Origin of the sequence: Kosakonia sp. YIM B13588 (genome assembly GCF_042788165.1) — a bacterium.
In the GTDB taxonomy this organism is placed as follows: domain Bacteria; phylum Pseudomonadota; class Gammaproteobacteria; order Enterobacterales; family Enterobacteriaceae; genus Kosakonia; species Kosakonia sacchari.
In genome coordinates this window covers 15,845-36,443 of sequence record NZ_JBHZPO010000015.1, presented here as the reverse complement: position 1 = coordinate 36,443, position 20,599 = coordinate 15,845, and the positions used below count along the sequence as shown (strand labels likewise).

The 20,599-nt window shown below is 54.7% G+C and carries 21 protein-coding genes; 9 read left to right on the top strand and 12 right to left on the bottom strand.

All coding sequences use genetic code 11. The annotated features are described in order from the left end of the window. Positions 1 to 11 precede the first annotated feature (11 nt). The 4 genes from ACFX4U_RS20735 to ACFX4U_RS20720 are packed head-to-tail and all read right to left on the bottom strand — an operon-like array spanning position 12 to position 4,685. Positions 12 to 1,313 carry an HlyD family efflux transporter periplasmic adaptor subunit gene (locus tag ACFX4U_RS20735; RefSeq protein WP_313508298.1) on the bottom strand — a complete coding sequence of 434 codons (1,302 nt, stop codon included), beginning with the start codon at positions 1,311 to 1,313 and terminating at the stop codon, positions 12 to 14. After that, positions 1,306 to 2,772, bottom strand: a complete 1,467-nt coding sequence (locus ACFX4U_RS20730) for a TolC family protein (protein WP_313508297.1) — start codon at positions 2,770 to 2,772, stop codon at positions 1,306 to 1,308. The genes ACFX4U_RS20735 and ACFX4U_RS20730 overlap by 8 nt, the downstream gene beginning before the upstream one ends. Next, positions 2,765 to 4,015, bottom strand: coding sequence for an ABC transporter permease (locus ACFX4U_RS20725; RefSeq protein WP_313508296.1), 1,251 nt, complete (start codon positions 4,013 to 4,015; stop codon positions 2,765 to 2,767). Before ACFX4U_RS20725 ends, ACFX4U_RS20730 begins: the two co-directional genes overlap by 8 nt. Next, positions 4,008 to 4,685: an ABC transporter ATP-binding protein gene (locus ACFX4U_RS20720; RefSeq protein WP_313508295.1), complete on the bottom strand. Its 678-nt coding sequence runs from the start codon at positions 4,683 to 4,685 to the stop codon at positions 4,008 to 4,010. Before ACFX4U_RS20720 ends, ACFX4U_RS20725 begins: the two co-directional genes overlap by 8 nt. 463 nt (positions 4,686 to 5,148) lie before the next feature. Between ACFX4U_RS20720 and ACFX4U_RS20715 the strand changes: the two genes are divergently transcribed. Then, entirely contained in the window at positions 5,149 to 5,568 is a 420-nt protein-coding gene (locus ACFX4U_RS20715; RefSeq protein ID WP_313508294.1) for a flagellar protein FlhE, read from the top strand. 256 nt (positions 5,569 to 5,824) lie between these two features. On the opposite strand, the gene ACFX4U_RS20710 is transcribed toward ACFX4U_RS20715, so the two are convergent. Next, positions 5,825 to 6,037 (bottom strand): YdgH/BhsA/McbA-like domain containing protein, encoded by a 213-nt coding sequence (locus tag ACFX4U_RS20710; protein WP_313508293.1) that lies wholly within the window; start codon positions 6,035 to 6,037, stop codon positions 5,825 to 5,827. Positions 6,038 to 6,173: 136 nt separating this feature from the next. Between ACFX4U_RS20710 and ACFX4U_RS20705 the strand changes: the two genes are divergently transcribed. Together ACFX4U_RS20705 and ACFX4U_RS20700 are read left to right on the top strand one after the other, a co-directional pair. Beyond that, positions 6,174 to 6,695, top strand: a complete 522-nt coding sequence (locus ACFX4U_RS20705) for a Crp/Fnr family transcriptional regulator (protein WP_313508292.1) — start codon at positions 6,174 to 6,176, stop codon at positions 6,693 to 6,695. Positions 6,696 to 6,753: 58 nt separating this feature from the next. Continuing rightward, positions 6,754 to 7,248 carry a YgjV family protein gene (locus ACFX4U_RS20700; RefSeq protein WP_313508291.1) on the top strand — a complete coding sequence of 165 codons (495 nt, stop codon included), beginning with the start codon at positions 6,754 to 6,756 and terminating at the stop codon, positions 7,246 to 7,248. 49 nt (positions 7,249 to 7,297) lie between these two features. Here ACFX4U_RS20700 and ACFX4U_RS20695 read toward each other — a convergent pair whose 3' ends face one another. Both ACFX4U_RS20695 and fdhD read right to left on the bottom strand, forming a co-directional pair. After that, complete coding sequence (locus ACFX4U_RS20695) at positions 7,298 to 7,510, bottom strand: YdgH/BhsA/McbA-like domain containing protein (protein WP_249880354.1); 213 nt, start codon at positions 7,508 to 7,510, stop codon at positions 7,298 to 7,300. A 126-nt stretch (positions 7,511 to 7,636) separates the two neighbouring features. Further along, a complete protein-coding gene (gene fdhD, locus ACFX4U_RS20690) occupies positions 7,637 to 8,473 on the bottom strand; it encodes a formate dehydrogenase accessory sulfurtransferase FdhD (protein ID WP_313508290.1) in 837 nt (278 codons plus the stop codon). A gap of 242 nt (positions 8,474 to 8,715) precedes the next feature. Between fdhD and fdnG the strand changes: the two genes are divergently transcribed. From fdnG to ACFX4U_RS20660, 6 genes are all read left to right on the top strand, one after another. Next, on the top strand, positions 8,716 to 11,766 hold the full coding sequence (gene fdnG / locus ACFX4U_RS20685) for a formate dehydrogenase-N subunit alpha (protein WP_313508289.1): 3,051 nt from the start codon (positions 8,716 to 8,718) through the stop codon (positions 11,764 to 11,766). 12 nt (positions 11,767 to 11,778) lie between these two features. Continuing rightward, complete coding sequence (fdxH, locus tag ACFX4U_RS20680) at positions 11,779 to 12,681, top strand: formate dehydrogenase subunit beta (protein WP_017459689.1); 903 nt, start codon at positions 11,779 to 11,781, stop codon at positions 12,679 to 12,681. Further along, positions 12,678 to 13,313, top strand: a complete 636-nt coding sequence (gene fdoI, locus ACFX4U_RS20675) for a formate dehydrogenase cytochrome b556 subunit (RefSeq protein ID WP_017459690.1) — start codon at positions 12,678 to 12,680, stop codon at positions 13,311 to 13,313. Before fdxH ends, fdoI begins: the two co-directional genes overlap by 4 nt. Continuing rightward, positions 13,310 to 14,239 carry a formate dehydrogenase accessory protein FdhE gene (gene fdhE, locus ACFX4U_RS20670; protein ID WP_065369748.1) on the top strand — a complete coding sequence of 310 codons (930 nt, stop codon included), beginning with the start codon at positions 13,310 to 13,312 and terminating at the stop codon, positions 14,237 to 14,239. The genes fdoI and fdhE overlap by 4 nt, the downstream gene beginning before the upstream one ends. 158 nt (positions 14,240 to 14,397) lie before the next feature. Further along, on the top strand, positions 14,398 to 15,309 hold the full coding sequence (locus ACFX4U_RS20665; protein WP_313508288.1) for an alpha/beta hydrolase: 912 nt from the start codon (positions 14,398 to 14,400) through the stop codon (positions 15,307 to 15,309). Between the two features lie 22 nt (positions 15,310 to 15,331). Then, entirely contained in the window at positions 15,332 to 15,670 is a 339-nt protein-coding gene (locus tag ACFX4U_RS20660; protein WP_313508287.1) for a nuclear transport factor 2 family protein, read from the top strand. A gap of 49 nt (positions 15,671 to 15,719) precedes the next feature. On the opposite strand, the gene fabY is transcribed toward ACFX4U_RS20660, so the two are convergent. From fabY to typA, 5 genes are all read right to left on the bottom strand, one after another. After that, positions 15,720 to 16,661, bottom strand: coding sequence for a fatty acid biosynthesis protein FabY (gene fabY / locus ACFX4U_RS20655; protein WP_025263779.1), 942 nt, complete (start codon positions 16,659 to 16,661; stop codon positions 15,720 to 15,722). Between the two features lie 44 nt (positions 16,662 to 16,705). Continuing rightward, positions 16,706 to 17,143 carry a D-aminoacyl-tRNA deacylase gene (dtd, locus tag ACFX4U_RS20650; protein ID WP_097407383.1) on the bottom strand — a complete coding sequence of 146 codons (438 nt, stop codon included), beginning with the start codon at positions 17,141 to 17,143 and terminating at the stop codon, positions 16,706 to 16,708. Then, a complete protein-coding gene (locus ACFX4U_RS20645) occupies positions 17,140 to 18,012 on the bottom strand; it encodes a virulence factor BrkB family protein (protein ID WP_200553208.1) in 873 nt (290 codons plus the stop codon). The genes dtd and ACFX4U_RS20645 overlap by 4 nt, the downstream gene beginning before the upstream one ends. Then, positions 18,006 to 18,605: a glucose-1-phosphatase gene (gene yihX, locus ACFX4U_RS20640; RefSeq protein ID WP_305737516.1), complete on the bottom strand. Its 600-nt coding sequence runs from the start codon at positions 18,603 to 18,605 to the stop codon at positions 18,006 to 18,008. Before yihX ends, ACFX4U_RS20645 begins: the two co-directional genes overlap by 7 nt. A 143-nt stretch (positions 18,606 to 18,748) precedes the next feature. After that, on the bottom strand, positions 18,749 to 20,572 hold the full coding sequence (typA, locus tag ACFX4U_RS20635; protein WP_200553210.1) for a ribosome-dependent GTPase TypA: 1,824 nt from the start codon (positions 20,570 to 20,572) through the stop codon (positions 18,749 to 18,751). Between the last annotated feature and the right edge of the window lie 27 nt (positions 20,573 to 20,599).

Below are 20,599 nucleotides of genomic sequence, written 5' to 3'. Positions count from 1 at the left end.
GAACGGGCGCGTTAATGGATACTTACGGAAACCGGGTTAGCCGAACCGCCCTGCGCGCCCATTTCAACGCGCACTTCTCCCGCGTCAATCCCGTGGATTTCCACCCCCTGCGCCACCGTCTGCCCGGTGGTAACCACCACTTTGCGCGGTATCTCACTGGACGAAGCTCGCCAGAGCACCCAGCGCGAACCTGACTGCGGATCGACATGTAACGCCTGGGCGGGCACCGCGAATCCGTGTTCGTTCTGCCAGGTGATCACCGCCAGCCGGGCGCTCATCCCCAGCCGAATATCTTGCTGTAAATCCGCCAGCGGTGTATTTACCGACACAGTGACATCGTAATAAGCGCCCTGCGTCTCTGCCGCGCTGCTCTGAACGCCAATCTCGCGGATCTGCCCGCTGAGCGTTTTGCCAGCAAACCCTTCACCGGTGATGTTAACCGGCATCCCCTCTTTTAACTGATGGAGATCCGCTTCCTCGACGCGAGTCACTACCTGTATCGTGTCCAGCCCCGTCACCGTCAACAACGCCGCGCCCTGGCTCACCGACAAACCCGGCTGGAGGGTGATCGGTTTACCGCTCTCTGGCGCGACCGGACGCACAACGAAACCGGAAAACGGCGCATGTAGCGTTTGCCGCTCCACCTGCGCTTTCAGTGTTGCGTAGCGAGCCTGCGCATTTGCCAGTTCCATATCGGCAATTTTGCTGTCCTCGCCTTTACCCCGCACTTCCATCGTGTGTAACTCTTCCTGCGCGGCAGCCAGATCCTGCTGCTGCGCTTGTGCCTGCTGCGCCAGCGCATCGACTTCCATACGGGCGACAATCCCGCGCTTAAAAAGCGCAGTGGTATCACGAAGATTGGCTTGCGTATTAGAAAGCGTCGCGCGTGCGGTCTGCACCACGCGTCTGGCGCGCGAAACATCCGGGCTGCTGCTCCAGTTGCGAAACAGCGCTACCTCTTTTTGCGCTTTCAAAAGATCCGCCTGCGCCTGCCGAAGCTGGATTTCAATCTGTCCGGGATCAAGCACTATCAGCACTTCCCCCTTTTCAACGCGCTGCCCTTCGTGAACCGCGATTTCACGGATCACCCCGTCAAATGGCGCGGCAAGAGTTTGCTGGCGTGCCGCCTGAATACGCCCCACCAGCCCCAGCTGGTTTTCAAGCCGCTGCGGCTGAACCGGTAGCCAGACCTCCTGCGCAGCGCCACTTTCCGGTTCGCGTGCGACCGCCCACCATAAGAGCGAGCCGCCAGCCACTACCGCAAGTATCAGCAGTAAAAGCAGGCGCTGCTTTTGCGTAAAAAACTTAATCATTGAGCGAAATATCCCAACTTTGCAGCGTGGTTCCCAGCGTTTGATCGAGCCCGGCCTGTGCATTCAAATAGCTGATAAGCGCATTTAGCCTGGCGTTTTCCGCGTTGCGAAGATCGTTTTCAAAGCTCAGCACCTGGAAGTTGCTGGAGCGGCCAGCGGTGAGTTTTTCCCGTTCAATTTCTACTTTGCGGCGTGACAAATCCCGCGCGCGTTGGGCTATCTCAAACTGCCGCCAGCGGGTGCCCATATCGCGCACGGCGTTGGTCACGTCACGGTCAAGCTGCTGGTGCGCTTCCGCCAGCTGGATTTGCTGGTTTTTCACATTGACCTGCGCTTGCACTTCCGCCTGCCGGGCGGTCATGTCGCCGATGGGGATCGCCACCTGAACCCCAACATAGTTATCCCAGTTGCGCGAGCCATCGCCTCGCGCTGCACGGTTACGCTGCTGCGTTGCACCGCCGACCAGCGAAACATCCCACAACCGGTCATTACGGGCGACGGCGAGGTTAATCGCAGCCTGTTCGCCAACAAGCAGCTGCGCCAGGTACGCGGGCTGCGACGCCTCCGCCTGTTTCAACGCACGATCGGCCTGCACCTCGACTGGCTTTGCCTGTAGCGCTTCGGTCGCGACAATTGGCGCATGCAGATCCAACGCCAGCAATTGCAACAGCGCCAGTCGCGCCATATCCACCCGGTTTCGCGCCTCTTCATGCGCCAGCTCTTGTGAAGCCACTTCGGCTTCGGTTTGCACAATTTCAAACTCCGCCATGCGCCCGGCACTGATCATCGCCTGGTTCACGTCCACCAACTGGCGCGCCCGCGCCAGCGAATCCTGAGCAATCTTTAACTGCTCCTGCGCCAGCAACAGATCGCGATAAGCGGTGATAATTTGGGTGATCGTCTGCGAAACGGTGGACTTCAAATTCAGGCGGTTGATTTGCTCAGTCATCTGCGCAAGGCGAACCGGCGCGGTGGCAATATCTTTACCCGCGCCGCGCAGCAACGGCTGAATAACAGAAAAGTTCGCCCCGTCGTTGTGGGATAACCCCGCCACGTTGGCGTCGGTGTGCTGATATGTCCAGCCGAGGCTAACGCGCGTGCCGTACGGGGTGAGCAGCGTGGAGGTCGGCGTCATGTTTCCCTGCCGGTAGCGGTCGTCCTGGTTGCGCGTGGAGAGATAATTGCCGGAGAGCACCAGTTTTGGCGTGAAGCGATCTTCGGCCACGCGCAGGTCAAATTTCTGCGCCACCCTGTCGAGATACGCGCTACGAATGGCGCGGTTATCACGCAGCCCGAGATAGATGGCATCGCTCAGGGTGAGATCGATACTGTCGCCTTTCAGCGCAATACGCGCCGTCTCGCCGTCTCGCGTGGCATGGGAAGGGTTCACCGGCATGTCAGCACGCGCCGGGCAAACCATCAGACTTGCCAGTAACCACAGCCAGCCATGTCTACGCATCGCGCAGCGCCTCCACCGGCTCCAGCCGGGACGCCGCCAGCGCCGGAGATAAGCCAAAAAACAGCCCGATAACAATGGCGCTGCCAATGCCCAGCGGCAACGCAGCGGCGGATAAGGCAAAATCTGACCAGCCGGAAAACCAGACAAACAACCACGCCGCCGCCAACCCCGCCGCCGCGCCAAGCAACGCGCCAACGGTCGCTAAGACAATCGCTTCCAGCAAAAAGAGCATCGCGATATCGCGCGGACGCGCGCCCAGCGCCATGCGCACACCAATTTCCCGGCGGCGCTCCGACACATTCATCACCATCACATTCATCACGCCCACCCCGCCGACCAACAGCGAAATGCCGCCAAGCCCGGCGAGCAACCAGGAAAACAGGCGCGACTGCTGCTCAATGCCTTCCAGCAACTGCTGAGGAACCTGCACATTGACCTCAAAGCCGGGCATCTTTTCGCTGAGCCACGCCTGTAGCCTGGGCGCGATGCGCTCCAGTTCTTCACCGCTGCGGCTGCGCGCCGCCACACCCGTTATTTGCGGAAAACCGATCACCCGGCGCATACCAGTAATCGGCAGCAAAATGGCATCATCCACGGAGACTGGAATGATCGGGTTTGGCCCTTGCGGGCGCAGAATACCGACAATCTCGAAGAGATAACCGCCAATCTGAATGCGGTCGCCCAGCAGAACGGGGCGGTCGGGCTGGGCCCATTGTGCGGCGACATTGGCCCCGAGAACGGCGTAGGTGCTCTGCGCATCAAAGCGGCTCAAAAAGCGGCCCTGTTCCAGTTGCAGCCGCAGAACAGAAGGCAGTTCAGCGCCGCTTCCGACCAGCGTTGCCGCCGCCGTTCGGCCATTAAAACGTGCTTGTGTGTTACTGGGAACGAGCGCAGAGGCCGCGTCAATTTCCGGGATGTGCTGATGCAAAGCTTCGATATCGAGATCGGCCGGCGCAACCAGCGATTTTCTGCCGGAACCGACAGGCTGCTGAATATTGGCAACCAGTAGCTCACTGCCCATCCCACGAAAGATGCTCATCGCCTCACGTTCGGCGTTGTAGCCAATGTTGAGCAACGCCACCACCGCGGCGCAGCCCACCGCGATACCCAATAGTGCCAGCACCGCGCGACGCCCTAACAGCCGCAGGTTATCCAGCGACTCCAGTAAAAGTTGCAGCCACGGCATTCCGTAGCGTGAAGGCTTAGAAACACACATTGCGGCGGGCAGACGAAGATCAGACATGTGTTGCCTCGCTGATCCGCCCGTCAGCCACCTGAATGCAGCGCGACATGCGGCGGGCAATGGAATTGTCATGCGTTACCAGCACCAGCGTGGTGCCGCTGTCGCGATTCAATGTCAGCAGTAAGTCGATGATGTCACAAGCGTTTTGGCTATCAAGGTTGCCGGTGGGTTCGTCGGCGAGCAGCAACGCCGGTTCGCCAACCAGCGCGCGGGCAATGGCCACACGCTGGCGCTGCCCGCCGGACAAATCCGCAGGGCGGTGATGCGCGCGTTCACTTAAACCCACACGCTGAAGCTGTTTGCGGGCAGCGTCCTGTGCTTCATGACGCAGTACGCCTCGGTAGAGTAGCGGCAAAGCAACATTGTCCAGCGCGGTAAGCCGGGGCAGTAAATTGAAGCTCTGAAAGACAAAACCAATGATGTGATTACGCGCCGTCGCACGGGCGTCTGCGCCACAGCGGGACATATCTTCGCCATGAAACATCACACGCCCGGAGGTAGGCGTATCAAGCAATCCCAGCAGATTAAGCAGCGTGCTTTTCCCCGAGCCAGACGCGCCAACAATGGCGCAACTTTGCCCGGCGGGGATAGATAACGAAATGTTGTGCAGGATGGTCTGTCGCGCGGCACCGGCGGCGCAGGAATAGGTCACCGAATCCAGGCGTATCAAATCAGCGCCAGATGTCGTGTGGTGAGTTGTGCTTATCCCTGAGTCGTGCAACCGTTCCATGTTAGCTAATAATTCATCCTGAAGAACACGGATATGGTGTGAACTACATATCAATACTAACGGCCAGAAAAACGAAAACTTTAGCTTTTTTGCCATGTATTCATTTCAATAAAACCTACCAAAATTGATACCTAAAGAATTAACTTCAATCGCCGATAGGCATTTGGCATGCTTTACCCTGGACATATAAATATTAAATAGCAATTAAGCCATGCTTAATCAAAATAATAAGCATTGACAAAAATAACTATATTATCTAGTTTTCCACGGGCAAACGGAAAATATAGCTAGCAAATAAGAATTATTGAGTTCCCTTGTATTCACGCAGGGCAACTCAATAATTCCCATGATTTAAGTTAAATATCATGGATATTAGTTAGCTTACTCTTTAATGAGGCTTTAAATGAAACGGAAATCGATCCTGCTGGCTTTATCAGGTTTAATGTTTATCTCTTCAAGCGCATTTGCAACGGGCGGCACGGCCACTTCCTCGATGGTACCGCCATCAATTAGTGTTAAAAACCAATGGTATAACAAAGCATTCTCGGTGCCTGCGGGTACACCGTCAACCGGTAAAGTCGGCCAAGTTTATTACACCTGGACTTACAGCTCCTACCCGGCTGGAATGCAGGTTTACTTATGCTATAACAACGGTAATACCTGCTATGACGTATCCAGCGCACGTTCAGGTAGCGTTGACTTCACCAAAGATAATATTGCACCGAACCAGCCAATTAGTCTTTGGGCTCGCGTAAACGGCACCGGTAAAATGGTGACAGTCAATGGCCAGTCAAGCCAGGTCATTGTTAACTACACATTCTAATAAATAATTCGCTTAGCGCGTAATTTTATTATTACTGATAACGCACTGTAATAATAAGAATGTGAATTTAATTCGCCCGTAATAATAATGCCCGACGACATTTTTATATGCCATCGGGCATTTCTGTCATATATGGATCTTTTAAAAACACTTTAGGCAATTACTGAACACACCTACGTCCCCGGTAATACGCTATTATCCCATCGCAGAAATAAAAAAAGCGCCCGCAGGCGCTCTTTCGACATGAGAACTTTGCTTATTTGTTCAGTGCAGCGGTCATGTGAACCTGGTTGCCGGTATAGGCTTCAGTAATCTGGTAAGAAGATGCGCCAGCCTGTTGCGCCTGCGCAGCAATTTTCGCTTCCGCGCCAGCAAGTGTGGTATCCGTTGCGGTCACAGACTGTGCAGCGAAAGAACCAAAAGAAGTGGCCAGAGCGATAACTGCGACAAAAGTTTTGATGCTTTTCATGATATAAATCCTTACGTTAATTTGTTTAAGATAGGCGTTCTGCCTCGATGAAATAAATGATAGCCCTGTTTAATCACAACAAAAAGCGGAAGTATTTGTTATTCTTTTTCAAAATTTATGAATAAAAGAGATCTACATGATTGCTGATTGGTTAGCTCCTCTCCTTATCGGTCAGAAAACAGCGCAAATCCGCCCGACAACAACCCTGCTCAGACAGGGTGATGTCCAGCAAAAAATGTTTGTGCTGCATGAAGGTATCGCGCGTGCTGTCTGGCATTCGCCGGAAGGGAGCGAGCGCGTAAAGGAGTTTTACTTTCCCGGTGAGTGCTGTTTTCTCTATCTCAGTTGGCTAACCGGTAGCGTGGCGGATTACAGCCTGCAAATGCTGACACCAGGCGTGCTCAGCGAAGTACCGCTGCGTTTACTGGAAAAAGAAGAACATCAGGCGGCAAAAATAGCGCTCCTGCGCCAGCAACTGATCTTTAAAGAGAAGAAGGAGCAGATGTTTTTGCTCAATAACCCGGAGCAACGCTATCGCTATGTGCAGACCCATTTTCCGGCATGGGAAGCACAATTAACGCAAAAAGATCTCGCCAGTTATATCGGCATCTCGCCGGTGAGCTTGTCGCGCATCCGCGCGCGTCTTAACAAAGGTTAACGAAAGCCTGCCACCGGGCCGCTACCATCGCCGCCATCATGCAGTAGAGGAAACGATGATGAGCGCTTTTTGGCTGTCGCAAATGCTGGCTGGCTTTTCTTTCATTTTTGATTTGTTGGCGTTTCAGTTTGCCCGCCGGCAGATTACCCTGGCGATACTTGCCGCCTCCACCAGCCTGCTGGCGATACATTTCTGCTTGCTGAACGCGCCCGTAGCCGCAAGTTTGATGGCGTTGGCCGCATGCCGTTATCTCACCGCAATCATGACAACCGCGCGGAAAATGAAGAATGGGTTTATTGTCGCAACCTGCTTATGCAGCGCGCTAAGCTGGCAGCACTCCACCGATGTCTTACCGCTACTCGGTAGTCTGCTGATGACCAGCGCCGCTTTTCACCCGGCGGCAAAGAGTATGCGGCGGCTCACCCTCTGCGGTAGCGGCTGCTGGCTGGTGAACAATATGGTGATCGGAACGCCCGTGGCGGTTGCCATGGAGAGTGCCTTCATTCTCAGTACGCTGGTGTCGTACTGGCGGCTCACCCGGCAGGCTGAATAACAAGCAAAAAAAAGCGCCCGCAGGCGCTCTTTCAACAGTACAACGTGACTTATTTGTTCAGTTCGGCGGTCATGTGAACCTGGTTGCCGGTATACGCTTCAGTAATCTGATAAGAAGATGCACCAGCCTGTTGCGCCTGCGCTGCGATTTTCGCTTCTGCACCGCTCAGAGTGGTATCCGTTGCGGTAACAGACTGTGCAGCGAAAGAACCGAAAGAAGTAGCCAGTGCGATAACTGCGACAAAAGTTTTGATGCTTTTCATGATATAAATCCTTACGTTAATTTGTTGGAGTGAGGCGCCGTGCCTCGATGAAATAAATAGTAGACCTGTTTACTCGCAACAAAAAGCGGAAGGATTTGTTCTCAAGGTTCAAGTTTTTTGACTAATTTACACACCGATTAATCGCTGCGGATGGGTATAGATTGTCGCCCTGCCCGGCTTGCAAAAACCCACTAGCGTCAGGTTACAACGCTGCGCCACTTCTACCGCCAGCGTTGTGGCGGCGGAGACGGCAAACAGGATCTCAACGCCGCACATGGCCGACTTTTGCACCATCTCATAGCTGGCGCGACTGGAAACCAGCACCGCACCGCTTGCCCAGGCTTGCGCTTCACGGGCGCGATGACCAAGCAGCTTATCCAGCGCCACATGACGCCCGACATCTTCATGTCCCCCCGCTAACTCACCGGATGGCAGCATCCAGGCGGCGGCGTGCGTGCAGCCGGTGAGCTGACCAACAGGCTGGAAATCGGTTAAATGCGCCAGCCCGGTATCCAGCGCTTGTAAATCAAAGGTCTGGGTAAAAGGCAGCGGCGCGATGGGCTTGCCAATATCATTGAGTTGTTCGACACCGCACACGCCGCAACCGGTGCGCCCGGCCAACGCGCGTCGCCGCTCTTTTAATCCCATAAAACGGCGGCTGGAGAGCTCAATTTGCACCTCGAGGCCGTTGCAGGAGGACACCACATCCATTCCGTAAATGTCTGATGTGTTTTCGATAATCCCTTCGGATAAAGAGAAGCCGATTGCGAAGAGCTCGAGATCCTTTGGTGACGCCATCATCACCACGTGCGAAATGCCGTTGTACACCAGCGCGACAGGCACTTCCTCCGCCAGCATATCCGGCACAGCGTGCTGCAAATCAGCGCGTTTCCACAGGCTAACCTCGCGGGCTCCTGTGACTGATGTTGCATTTTTGTGCTTTTTAGTCTGCAAATCGTTCACTTTGTCTTAACCGTTATCGAACAAGCGTATCGACATTATGGTATTCTCCGCGCATATCCCTTGGGGAAAAGAGGGAATAGCAGCAGTTCTGAATCCTTCACGTCAGAATGAGCTTACCCACATTGTGGTATTCTCTGTTGCTAATCCCCCTGGAGATGAGGGATTAGCAGCAATTCTGAACCTTTGCGAAAAGCACCGCAAAGAAAAAAACGATAAGAGTAATGTCGAACCAGGAGCAAACCATGCAGGTCAGCAGAAGGCAGTTCTTTAAGATCTGCGCTGGCGGTATGGCAGGAACCACGGCAGCGGCGCTGGGCTTTGCCCCAAGTGTTGCGCTCGCGGAAACACGGCAGTATAAGCTGCTGCGCACCCGCGAAACCCGGAATACCTGCACATATTGTTCCGTCGGCTGTGGGCTGTTGATGTACAGCCTCGGCGATGGAGCAAAAAACGCCAAAGCGTCAATCTTCCATATCGAGGGTGACCCCGATCATCCGGTAAACCGTGGGGCGCTGTGCCCGAAAGGCGCAGGTCTGGTGGATTTCATCCACTCTGAAAGCCGTCTGAAATACCCGGAATACCGCGCGCCAGGCTCGGATAAGTGGCAACAAATTTCGTGGGATGAAGCCTTTACCCGCATCGCCAAATTAATGAAAGCGGACCGTGACGCCAACTATATTGCGCAAAACGCAGAAGGGACGACCGTCAACCGCTGGCTGAGCACCGGGATGCTGTGCGCATCCGCATCCAGTAATGAAACCGGCTATTTAACGCAAAAATTCACCCGCGCACTCGGCATGTTAGCCGTCGACAACCAGGCGCGTGTCTGACACGGACCAACGGTAGCAAGTCTTGCTCCATCTTTTGGTCGCGGTGCGATGACCAACCACTGGGTCGACATGAAAAACGCCAACCTTATCGTTGTGATGGGGGGGAACGCGGCAGAAGCGCATCCGGTGGGATTCCGCTGGGCGATGGAAGCCAAGATCCACAATGGCGCGAAGCTGATTGTTATAGACCCGCGCTTTACGCGTACCGCCTCTGTTGCGGATTTCTATGCGCCTATTCGTTCCGGTACTGACATTGCCTTCCTGTCAGGCGTGTTGCTGTACCTGATGACCAACGAAAAATATCAGCGCGAATACACCGAGGCCTATACCAACGCCACCCTTATCGTGCGTGAAGATTTTGGCTTCGAAGATGGCCTGTTCACCGGCTATGACGCGGAAAAACGCAAATACGACAAAACCAGTTGGAACTACGAGCTGGATGAGAAAGGGTTTGCCAAACGCGATACCACGCTCACGCATCCGCGTTGCGTGTGGAACCTGCTGAAAATGCACGTCTCCCGCTATACGCCGGACGTGGTTGAAGACATCTGCGGGACGCCAAAAGCGGATTTCCTGAAGGTGTGCGAATACATCGCCGAAACCAGCGCCCGTGATAAAACCGCGTCGTTCCTGTATGCACTTGGCTGGACGCAGCACTCCGTTGGCGCGCAGAACATCCGCACCATGGCGATGATTCAGCTGCTGCTCGGCAACATGGGGATGGCAGGCGGCGGCGTGAACGCCCTGCGCGGTCACTCCAACATTCAGGGGCTGACGGATCTTGGCCTGCTGTCACAAAGCCTGCCGGGCTATATGACGCTGCCAAATGAAAAACAGACTGACCTGCAGACTTACCTGACCGCCAACACGCCAAAACCGCTGCTGGAAGGCCAGGTGAACTACTGGGGCAACTACCCGAAATTCTTCGTTTCGATGATGAAATCCTTCTTTGGCGACAAAGCGACAGCGGAAAATAGCTGGGGCTTTGACTGGCTGCCGAAGTGGGACAAGGGTTACGACGTCCTGCAGTACTTCGAGATGATGAACCAGGGCAAGGTCAACGGCTATCTCTGCCAGGGCTTTAACCCGGTAGCGTCGTTCCCGAACAAAAATAAAGTTGTCGCCTCACTGTCGAAACTGAAGTTCCTGGTGACGATTGACCCGCTCAATACCGAAACGGCTAACTTCTGGCAGAACCACGGCGAATTTAACGACGTCGATCCGTCGAAAATTCAGACCGAGGTGTTCCGTCTGCCGTCGACCTGCTTCGCGGAAGAGAACGGTTCTATCGTTAACTCAGGTCGCTGGTTGCAGTGGCACTGGAAAGGCGCGGACGCCCCGGGCGATGCGCTGAACGATGGCGAGATCCTGGCGGGCATCTTCCTGCGCATGCGTAAAATGTACGCGGCAGAAGGCGGAGCCAACCCGGAACAGGTGCTGAACATGACCTGGAACTACTCGACGCCGGAAAATCCGTCGCCGGAAGAAGTGGCCATGGAAAGCAACGGTAAAGCGCTGGCGGATATTATCGATCCGGCAACCGGCACCGTGCTGGCGAAGAAAGGCGAGCAACTGAGCACCTTCGCTCACCTGCGCGATGACGGCACCACCTCAAGCGGTTGCTGGATTTTCGCCGGGAGCTGGACGCCGAAAGGCAACCAGATGGCTAACCGCGATAACGCTGACCCATCGGGCCTCGGTAATACGCTGGGCTGGGCATGGGCATGGCCGCTTAACCGCCGCATTCTCTACAACCGCGCCTCAGCCGACCCGCAGGGCAACCCGTGGGATCCGAAGCGTCAGTTGCTGAAATGGGACGGCGCGAAGTGGGGCGGCGTGGATATTCCGGACTACAGCGCTGCCGCACCTGGTAGCAATGTCGGGCCGTTTATCATGCAGCAGGAAGGCATGGGCCGCCTGTTCGCACTCGATAAAATGGCGGAAGGTCCATTCCCGGAACATTATGAGCCGTTTGAAACGCCGCTGGGCACCAACCCGCTGCACCCGAAAGTGGTTTCCAACCCGGCCGCCCGCGTGTTTAAAGGCGATCTGGAAGCGATGGGTAAAGCGGATAAGTTCCCGTATGTCGGTACCACTTACCGTTTAACCGAGCACTTCCACTACTGGACCAAGCACGCGCTGCTTAACGCAATCGCGCAGCCGGAGCAGTTTGTGGAAATTGGCGAAAAACTGGCGAACAAGCTGGGCATCACGCAGGGCGATACGGTGCGCGTCTCCTCCAACCGTGGCTATATCAAAGCCAAGGCGGTGGTGACCAAACGTATTCGCACGCTTAACGTGCACGGTAAGGAAGTCGATACCATCGGTATTCCTATCCACTGGGGTTATGAAGGTGTGGCGAAGAAAGGCTTTATCGCCAATACGTTAACGCCGTTTGTCGGCGATGCGAACACCCAAACGCCGGAGTTTAAGGCGTTCCTGGTGAATGTGGAAAAGGTGTAACGGAGACGACTTATGGCTTATCAATCGCAAGACATCATCCGTCGTTCCGCGACTAACGGTTTCACTCCCGCGCCGCAGGCGCGGGATCATCAGCAGGAAGTGGCGAAGCTTATCGACGTCACCACCTGTATTGGCTGTAAAGCCTGTCAGGTGGCCTGTTCCGAGTGGAATGACATTCGTGATGAGGTGGGACATAACGTCGGGGTGTATGACAACCCGGCGGATTTGACCGCCAAATCGTGGACGGTCATGCGCTTCTCGGAAGTGGAACAGAACGACAAACTGGAGTGGCTGATCCGTAAAGATGGCTGCATGCACTGCGCCGATCCTGGCTGTCTGAAAGCATGCCCGTCAGAAGGGGCTATCATTCAGTACGCTAACGGCATTGTCGACTTCCAGTCTGAGCAGTGCATCGGCTGCGGTTACTGCATCGCCGGCTGTCCGTTCGACGTACCACGCATGAACCCGGAAGACAACCGCGTCTACAAATGTACGCTGTGTGTTGACCGCGTGACCGTGGGTCAGGAACCGGCGTGTGTGAAAACCTGCCCGACCGGCGCTATCCACTTTGGCTCTAAAGAGGATATGAAAACGCTGGCCGGCGAGCGCGTAGCGGAACTGAAAACCCGTGGTTACGACAACGCGGGTCTGTACGATCCGGCGGGCGTTGGCGGTACGCACGTGATGTATGTGCTGCACCACGCCGACAAGCCGAATCTGTATCACGGCCTGCCGGAGAACCCGGAAATCAGCTCTACCGTGAAGTTCTGGAAAGGTATCTGGAAACCACTTGCGGCGGTCGGCTTTGCCGCGACCTTCGCTGCCAGCATCTTCCACTATGTCGGTGTCGGTCCGAACCGCGCAGAAGAGGAAGACGATAACCTGCATGAAGAGAAAGACGAGGTGCGCAAATGAAAAAACGTGACACCATCGTGCGCTACACGGCGCCAGAGCGCATCAACCACTGGGTCACCGCCTTCTGCTTCGTGCTGGCGGCGGTGAGCGGGCTGGGGTTTTTCTTCCCCTCCTTCAACTGGTTGATGGGGATTCTGGGTACGCCGCAGCTGGCGCGCATTCTCCATCCGTTTGTCGGCGTGGTGATGTTCGCGTCGTTTATAATCATGTTTTTCCGCTACTGGCACCATAACCTCATCAATAGGGATGATATCTTTTGGGCGAAGAATATTCGTAAGATCGTCGTCAATGAGGAAGTGGGTGACACCGGGCGCTATAATTTCGGTCAGAAATGTGTTTTCTGGGCGGCGATTATTTTCCTGGTGTTGCTACTGGTAAGCGGCGTGGTTATCTGGCGCCCTTACTTCGCGCCAGCGTTTCCCATTCCGGTGATCCGATTAGCGTTGATGGTGCATTCATTTGCCGCAGTCGCGTTAATTGTGGTTATTATGGTGCACATTTACGCCGCCCTGTGGGTGAAAGGCACGATAACCGCAATGGTGGAAGGCTGGGTTACCAGTTCGTGGGCGAAGAAACATCACCCGCGCTGGTACCGGGAAGTTCGCAAGACAACGGAAAAATCGACTGAATGAGTATTCGCATAATCCCGCAAGATGAGCTGGAGAAGAGCGATAAACGCACGGCGGAAGTTATTCCGCCGTTATTATTCCCCAGACTGAAAAATCTCTATAACCGCCGCGCAGAGCGTTTGCGTGAGCTGGCAGAGAGTAACCCGCTGGGTGATTATCTGCGCTTTGCTGCGCTTATCGCCCATGCCCAGGAAGTGGTGCTTTACGACCACCCCCTGCACATTGACCTGACTGCGCGCATTAAAGAAGCCGCCGAACAGGGCAAACCGCCGCTGGACATTCATGTGCTGCCGCGCGATGCGCACTGGCACAAGCTGCTGCATTCGCTTATAGCCGAGCTGAAGCCGGAGATGAGCGGCCCGGCGCTGGCGGTCATTGAGAACCTGGAAAAAGCTTCTGCGCAGGAACTGGAAGCGATGGCCAGCGCGCTGTTTGCCGCTGATTTCGCCTCCGTAAGCAGTGATAAAGCGCCTTTTATCTGGGCTGCGCTGTCGCTCTACTGGGCGCAAATGGCCAGCCTTATTCCCGGCAAAGCGCGCGCGGAATATGGTGAACAGCGCCAGTTCTGTCCGGTTTGCGGCGCAATGCCGGTTTCCAGCATGGTGCATATTGGCACGACGCAAGGGTTGCGCTATCTGCACTGCAACCTATGTGAAACCGAGTGGCATGTAGTGCGCGTCAAATGCAGCAACTGCGAGCAGACCCGCGATTTGCACTACTGGTCGCTGGATAACGAGCAGGCGGCAATCAAAGCAGAAAGCTGTGGTGACTGCGGCACTTACCTGAAGATCCTGTATCAGGAAAAAGACCCGAACGTCGAGCCGGTCGCGGACGATTTGGCCTCGCTGGTGTTAGATGCCCGCATGGAGCAGGAAGGTTTCGCCCGCAGCTCCATCAACCCGTTCTTATTCCCCGGCGAAGGGGAATAATCTCCTCCAGCCCTTGCCTTTCTGGCAAGGGTTGTCAGCCTCTCTTTTACTTCCCCTGGCACTGTCATTTCGCCGTCTGTTATTAAAAATCAGCCGTTCCCATTTACGCTAAACCAGGCTATAAAGACTGGATATTTATACAGATAAAGGTTAGCGGAATGGCACTGGAAAAAGGTATTGCCGGGCTGGTAAGCGACTTTATTGCCGCTGGACGCCCATCAGCGCGAGCGAAGAGTATTGATGACCGGCGCAGTGGATATGTCGCCAGCACCGTACTGGCAGGGGAAACGGAAACGCGCGTTCAGGTTGAAGATATAACGCTTGAAGGTATGACATTTCGTCTGTTTTCGCCGCAGGACGCCAGCGATCATCTTCCCGCGTTGATTTACTACCACGGCGGCTGCTTTATTAGCGGCGGCTTCGACACGCACGATAAGCAACTGCGTCAGCTGGCCTTTTATAGTGGCTGCCGTGTTGTTGCTGTGCAATATCGGTTAGCGCCGGAACATCGCTGGCCTGCCGCGCATGATGATGCGCAATCTGGTGCCGATATTATATGGAAAAACGCCGAAATACTCGGTATCGACAAAAAACGCATCACGCTTGCAGGTGATAGCGCAGGCGGTCACCTGGCGCTGGTGACGGCGCTACGGCTGAAAGCCGCGGCGACATGGCAACCGGCGCAGCTGGTGTTGCTTTACCCGATGCTCGACGCCACGGCCTATTTCGACAGCTATACCTTTAACGGTTCCGATTATGTAATTACCCGCGAGGCGCTGTTGTCGGGCTATGAAATGTATCTTGGCGATACCGACCGCCTGTTGCCGGATGTCAGCCCGCTGTGGCGCGATGATTTTTCCGGTCTGCCGCCGGTACATATTATTACCGCAGAGTTCGACCCATTATGTGATGAGGGCGAGGCGCTGTTTCAGCACATGACCGAGCAGGGCGTAACCTGTACTTGTTCACAATATCAGGGCGTGATCCATGGCTTCTTCCAGCTTGCCGGGATCAGCCAAAGCGCAAAAGACGCGATAAGAGACGTAGCCGCACGAGTCGCCAGGATATAACCGCGTGAAAAAAGGAGAGCCGATGTCTGTCGTAAGTCCTGTGGAAAAGCAGTTCGCTGCTTACAATGCCCATAATATTGAGGCGTTTACCGCCTGTTTTAGCGACGATTTTATCGCATATCGCTTGCCATCCACTGAGCCGTCGCTGCAAGGGCGTGAAGCATTACGTGCCTTTTATGCTGCGCATCGCTTTAACAACCCGGCATTACGCGCCGAGTTGCTCTCGCGCACGGTGATGGGCAATAAGGTGTTCGATCACGAAAAAATCTACGGCATCGGCGAGTCGGTGATTGAAAATATGGCGGTTTATGAAATGCAGGATGGGTTGATCAAAACCGCGTGGTTTTTCTTCGCGCAGTAGGGGTTGATCGCAGGACGTTGCGCGCCTGTATCGTCAGGCGCGCGAACGATTACTCTTCCTCGTTACCGCCCTCTTCGAACGAGCCGAAGGGTTTAGCGGGCAACACGATATAAATGCCTTCGAAAATCGCGCCCTGCTTATCTTCACCAAACAGCTCGACTTGTAGCTGAACGCGCGCTTTGCGCCCGCGCGCCAGACGGTCCAAATCACCGCTTAGCGAGCCAAGATCGGCAATCGCGCTCGGTTTACCGGTGATCGGCGTGCTATAGCGGATATGCGCATCAGCAAGGATGATGGTGCCGCCGAGATGACGCTCACGCAGCATCAGCCAGATCAGCCCCCAACCGGTGAGTGTCGCCAGGGAAAACAGGCTACCGGCAAACAGCGTGTGATGCGGATTCTGGTTGCCGGTTTCCGGCATAGTGGTGATAAATTTCTGCCCGGTATACTGCTGGATGCGCACACCCATCTTTTCACTCAGCGGGATATGCTGATACCAGGCCTGCTGCAACTGCCCGCACCAGTCGCCGCGATGCAGAATATCATCGAGCGTGGCGATCGGTTTGATCATCAAAAAGTGACGTACCGGCGTAGTTTGCGGCGCGGTGATTTCCCCTTCGTTGACGAACCCGAGTTTCGCGAAGAACGCCACAGCATCTTCGCGGGCGCTACAGGTCACGCGTTTTACCCCTTCCTGGCGAGCCACGGACTCCAGCGTCATCGCCATCAGCGTGCCGAGGCCTTTGTCCTGCACATCCGGGTGGACCGCCATAAAGCGAATCGACCCTTCGTTATCCGCGTTGATATACAACCGACCGATAGCGACAATGTTGCCCTCTTCGTCGACAACCATCTGGTGATGTGCCATCGCATCCCAGCCATCACGCTCGGACCCTTTCGGTTGATGCAGCGGTTTACGCAGCATTTCCCAGCGGAACTGGTAATAGAGTTCTAACTCTTCTTCCGTTTGCGGTACGCGAAGGTGGTACATAGCAGCACTCTCTCTTGTAACCAGGGGCCACGCCGCAAGCTGGCTCATACTTGCAACCAGAACGTGACGGGGCCGTCGTTGACCAGCGAAACCTGCATATCGGCAGCGAATCGCCCGGTTTGCGTTTCCATTTGCTGGCTGCGGCAACGTTCAACAAAATAGTGATACAGCGCCTCGGCTTTTTCCGGCGCAGCGCCCCGGGAAAATCCCGGACGCATTCCACGTTCTGTATCCGCCGCCAGCGTAAATTGCGACACCACCAGCACACTCCCACCAGCCTGCTGGACGTTAAGATTCATCTTCCCTTCCGCGTCGCCAAAAATACGATACCCCAGCACACGCTCGCACAGGCGGTTCGCTTTTTGTTCATCGTCTTCCCTTTCGACGCCCAACAACACCAAAAGTCCAGGGCCGATTTCGCCCGTAACCTCACCCGCCACGCTAACGCTCGCGTGGGAAACACGTTGAATTAATGCAATCATGGTTGGTCTGCTTCTTCTTGCTGTGCGGCTATTTTGAGTTTTCGGTATTCACCGAGAGTGACAGTTATTTCAGCGCCAAGCAAGACGATACACCAGGTCCAGTAGACCCAGAGGAACAAAATGGGGATGACAGCCAGCACGCCATAAATCAGCTGGTAAGACGGAAACATGGTGATGTAGAGACCAAAAATCTTTTTACCTAACTCAAATAACAGTGCCGCGACAAACGCGCCGACGATAGCATCGCGGTTCGGCACACGCGTTGTCGGCACAATGCTGTACAGCAACCAAAAAGAGAGCCACGACAGGATCAGCGGAAATATGCGCAGCACATCATCAATCACGCTATCCAGCTCACTGGCCCAACGCAGCGACAGCAAGTAGGAGCTTATCGCCAGACTGGCACCCGCCAGCAGCGGACCGAGTGTGAGGATCATCCAATAGACGGCAAATGAATAAACATGCGGGCGTACACGCGTACTACGCCAGATGGTGTTTAACGCCGAGTCGATGGAGTACATCAGCAGCAGCGATGTCACCACCAGCCCGCATGCGCCGACCGCCGTCATTTTGGTGGAGTTCGCCACAAACTGCTCAATATAGTTCTGGATCACATCGCCAGTGGTGGGAATGAAATTGGCAAACACGAAGTGGCGCAACTGGATGCTAATTTCAGAAAACATAGGAAAAACAGCGAATAAAGCAAAGACCACGGCGATCAGCGGCACAATCGAAAGCAAAGAGACGTAGGCGAGATTCCCCGCCAGCGTCGTCATATGGTCTTCATCAATACGCCGCCAAAGCAACCGTAACCAGGCAACAAGCGGGCGCGTGCGATGTTTTGCATGATGCCGCAGATTTTTTAGCATAGCTGTTTCGCGAAATAATCCGGGATGGTCGTTTTATCCGTCACCAGGATACTGGTAATGCCAAGTTGTTCCGCACCGGCGATATTGTCCGCATTATCGTCGAAAAAGACGCTATCTTCGGCAGAAAAACCTTCAAGCGCCAGCACCTGCTGATAAATTCGCGCTTCGGGCTTGCGCATTCCCATCTCCTGGGAAAGATAAATATGGTCAGCCGCCGCCTGAATTTCCGGATATTGCTCTGGCCAGTACGTGGTGTGCAGACGGTTAGTATTCGACAGCACGACGACCCGATGCCCCTGCTCACGCAGTTTGTGCATGATGTCGACAACCTCTTTGCGCAGCGCGACAAACACCGCCTGCCAGCCGGTGGAAAACTGCTCGTAGCTGAGCGGGAGTTCCATTTCATGACACAGCGCTTTGGCGAAATCTTCGTCGCTGATCTCACCTCGCTCATGCTGATGAAACGGCTCGCCCATGGTGAAACTCTGCTTTAAGGTCGCCAGCGGCACACGGCTAAAATCGCTCCAGACACCCAGCACCCGATTGAAGTCGATGTCGACAATCACGTTACCTAAATCAAAGATATAGAGCATTTCTCTCTCCTTGCCAGCCGTGGAGAGTTAACTGTAGCGGGAAAGTTCTGACTTGAATAGTTCGCGACTTCACGCGAAGAAGATACAGACATAAAAAAAGCCGCTGAAAATCAGCGGCTTTTTCACAAGCAAATAAAGAGCGATTACTCTTCTTTCGCTCCGCGCATTGCGCGTTTACGGTCGTTTTCCGTCAGGTGACGTTTACGAATACGAATAGAGAGCGGAGTCACTTCTACCAGTTCGTCGTCATCAATGAACTCCAGAGCTTGCTCCAGGGTCATCTTGATCGGCGGAACCAGAACCGTGGCTTCGTCTGTACCAGACGCACGCATGTTGGTCAGTTTCTTACCGGTCAGGCAGTTTACCGTCAGGTCGTTAGAACGGCTGTGAATACCGATGATCTGGCCTTCATACACTTCCGCACCGTGACCGAGGAACAGCTTACCGCGGTCCTGCAGGCTGAACAGCGCAAACGCAACCGCTTTACCCTGACCGTTGGAGATCAGCACGCCGTTGTTACGCTGACCCACTTCGCCCGGACGAACGTCGTCGTAGTGGCTGAAGGTGGAGTACAGCAGACCGGTACCGGAAGTCATGGTCATGAACTCTGAACGGAAGCCAATCAGGCCACGGCTTGGGATCACGTAGTCGAGACGTACGCGGCCTTTGCCGTCCGGATTCATGTTTTTCAGATCGCCTTTACGCTCGCCCAGCGCCTGCATTACAGAACCCTGGTGCTGCTCTTCAACGTCCAATGTGACGTTTTCGAACGGCTCTTGTTTACGGCCGTCGATTTCGCGGAAGATAACTTTCGGACGGGAAACCGCCATTTCGAAACCTTCGCGACGCATGTTCTCAATAAGAACAGACAGGTGCAGTTCACCACGACCGGAAACGCGGAATGCGTCAGCATCCGGAGTTTCTTCAACACGCAGCGCAACGTTGTGCACCAGCTCTTTGTTCAGGCGGTCGAGGATCTGACGTGAAGTCACGTACTTACCTTCTTTACCACAGAACGGAGAGGTATTGACGTTGAAGAACATGGATACGGTCGGCTCGTCAACAGACAGTGCCGGCAGCGCTTCCACATTCTGCGGATCGCAGATGGTGTCGGAGATGTTCAGCTCGCCCAGACCGGTGATCGCAATGATATCGCCTGCTTCTGCGATTTCGCTATCGATACGCTCCAGCCCCAGGTGGGTCAGCACCTTACCGACTTTACCGTTACGGGTTTTGCCTTCGCTATCAATGATAGTGACCTGCTGGTTCGGCTTCACTTTACCGCGTTTGATACGACCAATGCCGATAACACCAACATAGTTGTTGTAGTCGAGCTGAGAGATCTGCATCTGCAGAGTGCCATCGAGGTCAACGTTTGGCGCAGGAACACGGTCAACAATCGCCTGGTACAGCGGAGTCATGTCTTCAGCCATGTTCTCGTGATCCAGACCTGCGATACCGTTCAGCGCGGAAGCGTAAACGATCGGGAAATCCAGCTGCTCGTCAGTCGCATCAAGGTTTACGAACAGATCGAATACCTGGTCAACAACCCAGTCAGGACGCGCGCCAGGGCGGTCAACTTTGTTGATAACGACGATGGGCTTCAGACCATGGGCAAATGCTTTTTTGGTCACGAAGCGCGTCTGCGGCATTGGGCCATCCATTGCGTCAACGACCAGCAGAACGGAGTCTACCATGGACATTACACGTTCAACTTCACCACCGAAGTCGGCGTGCCCCGGGGTATCCACGATGTTGATACGGTAGTCATTCCATTTAATCGCGGTGTTTTTCGCGAGGATGGTAATCCCACGCTCTTTCTCCAAATCGTTGGAGTCCATCACGCGTTCTTGGGTTTCGGCACGAGCATCAAACGTACCGGATTGCTGCAGCAGCTTATCAACCAGGGTAGTTTTACCATGGTCAACGTGCGCGATGATGGCGATGTTACGCAAATTTTCGATCACAACTTTGCCTCAGGCATTTAGAAATAG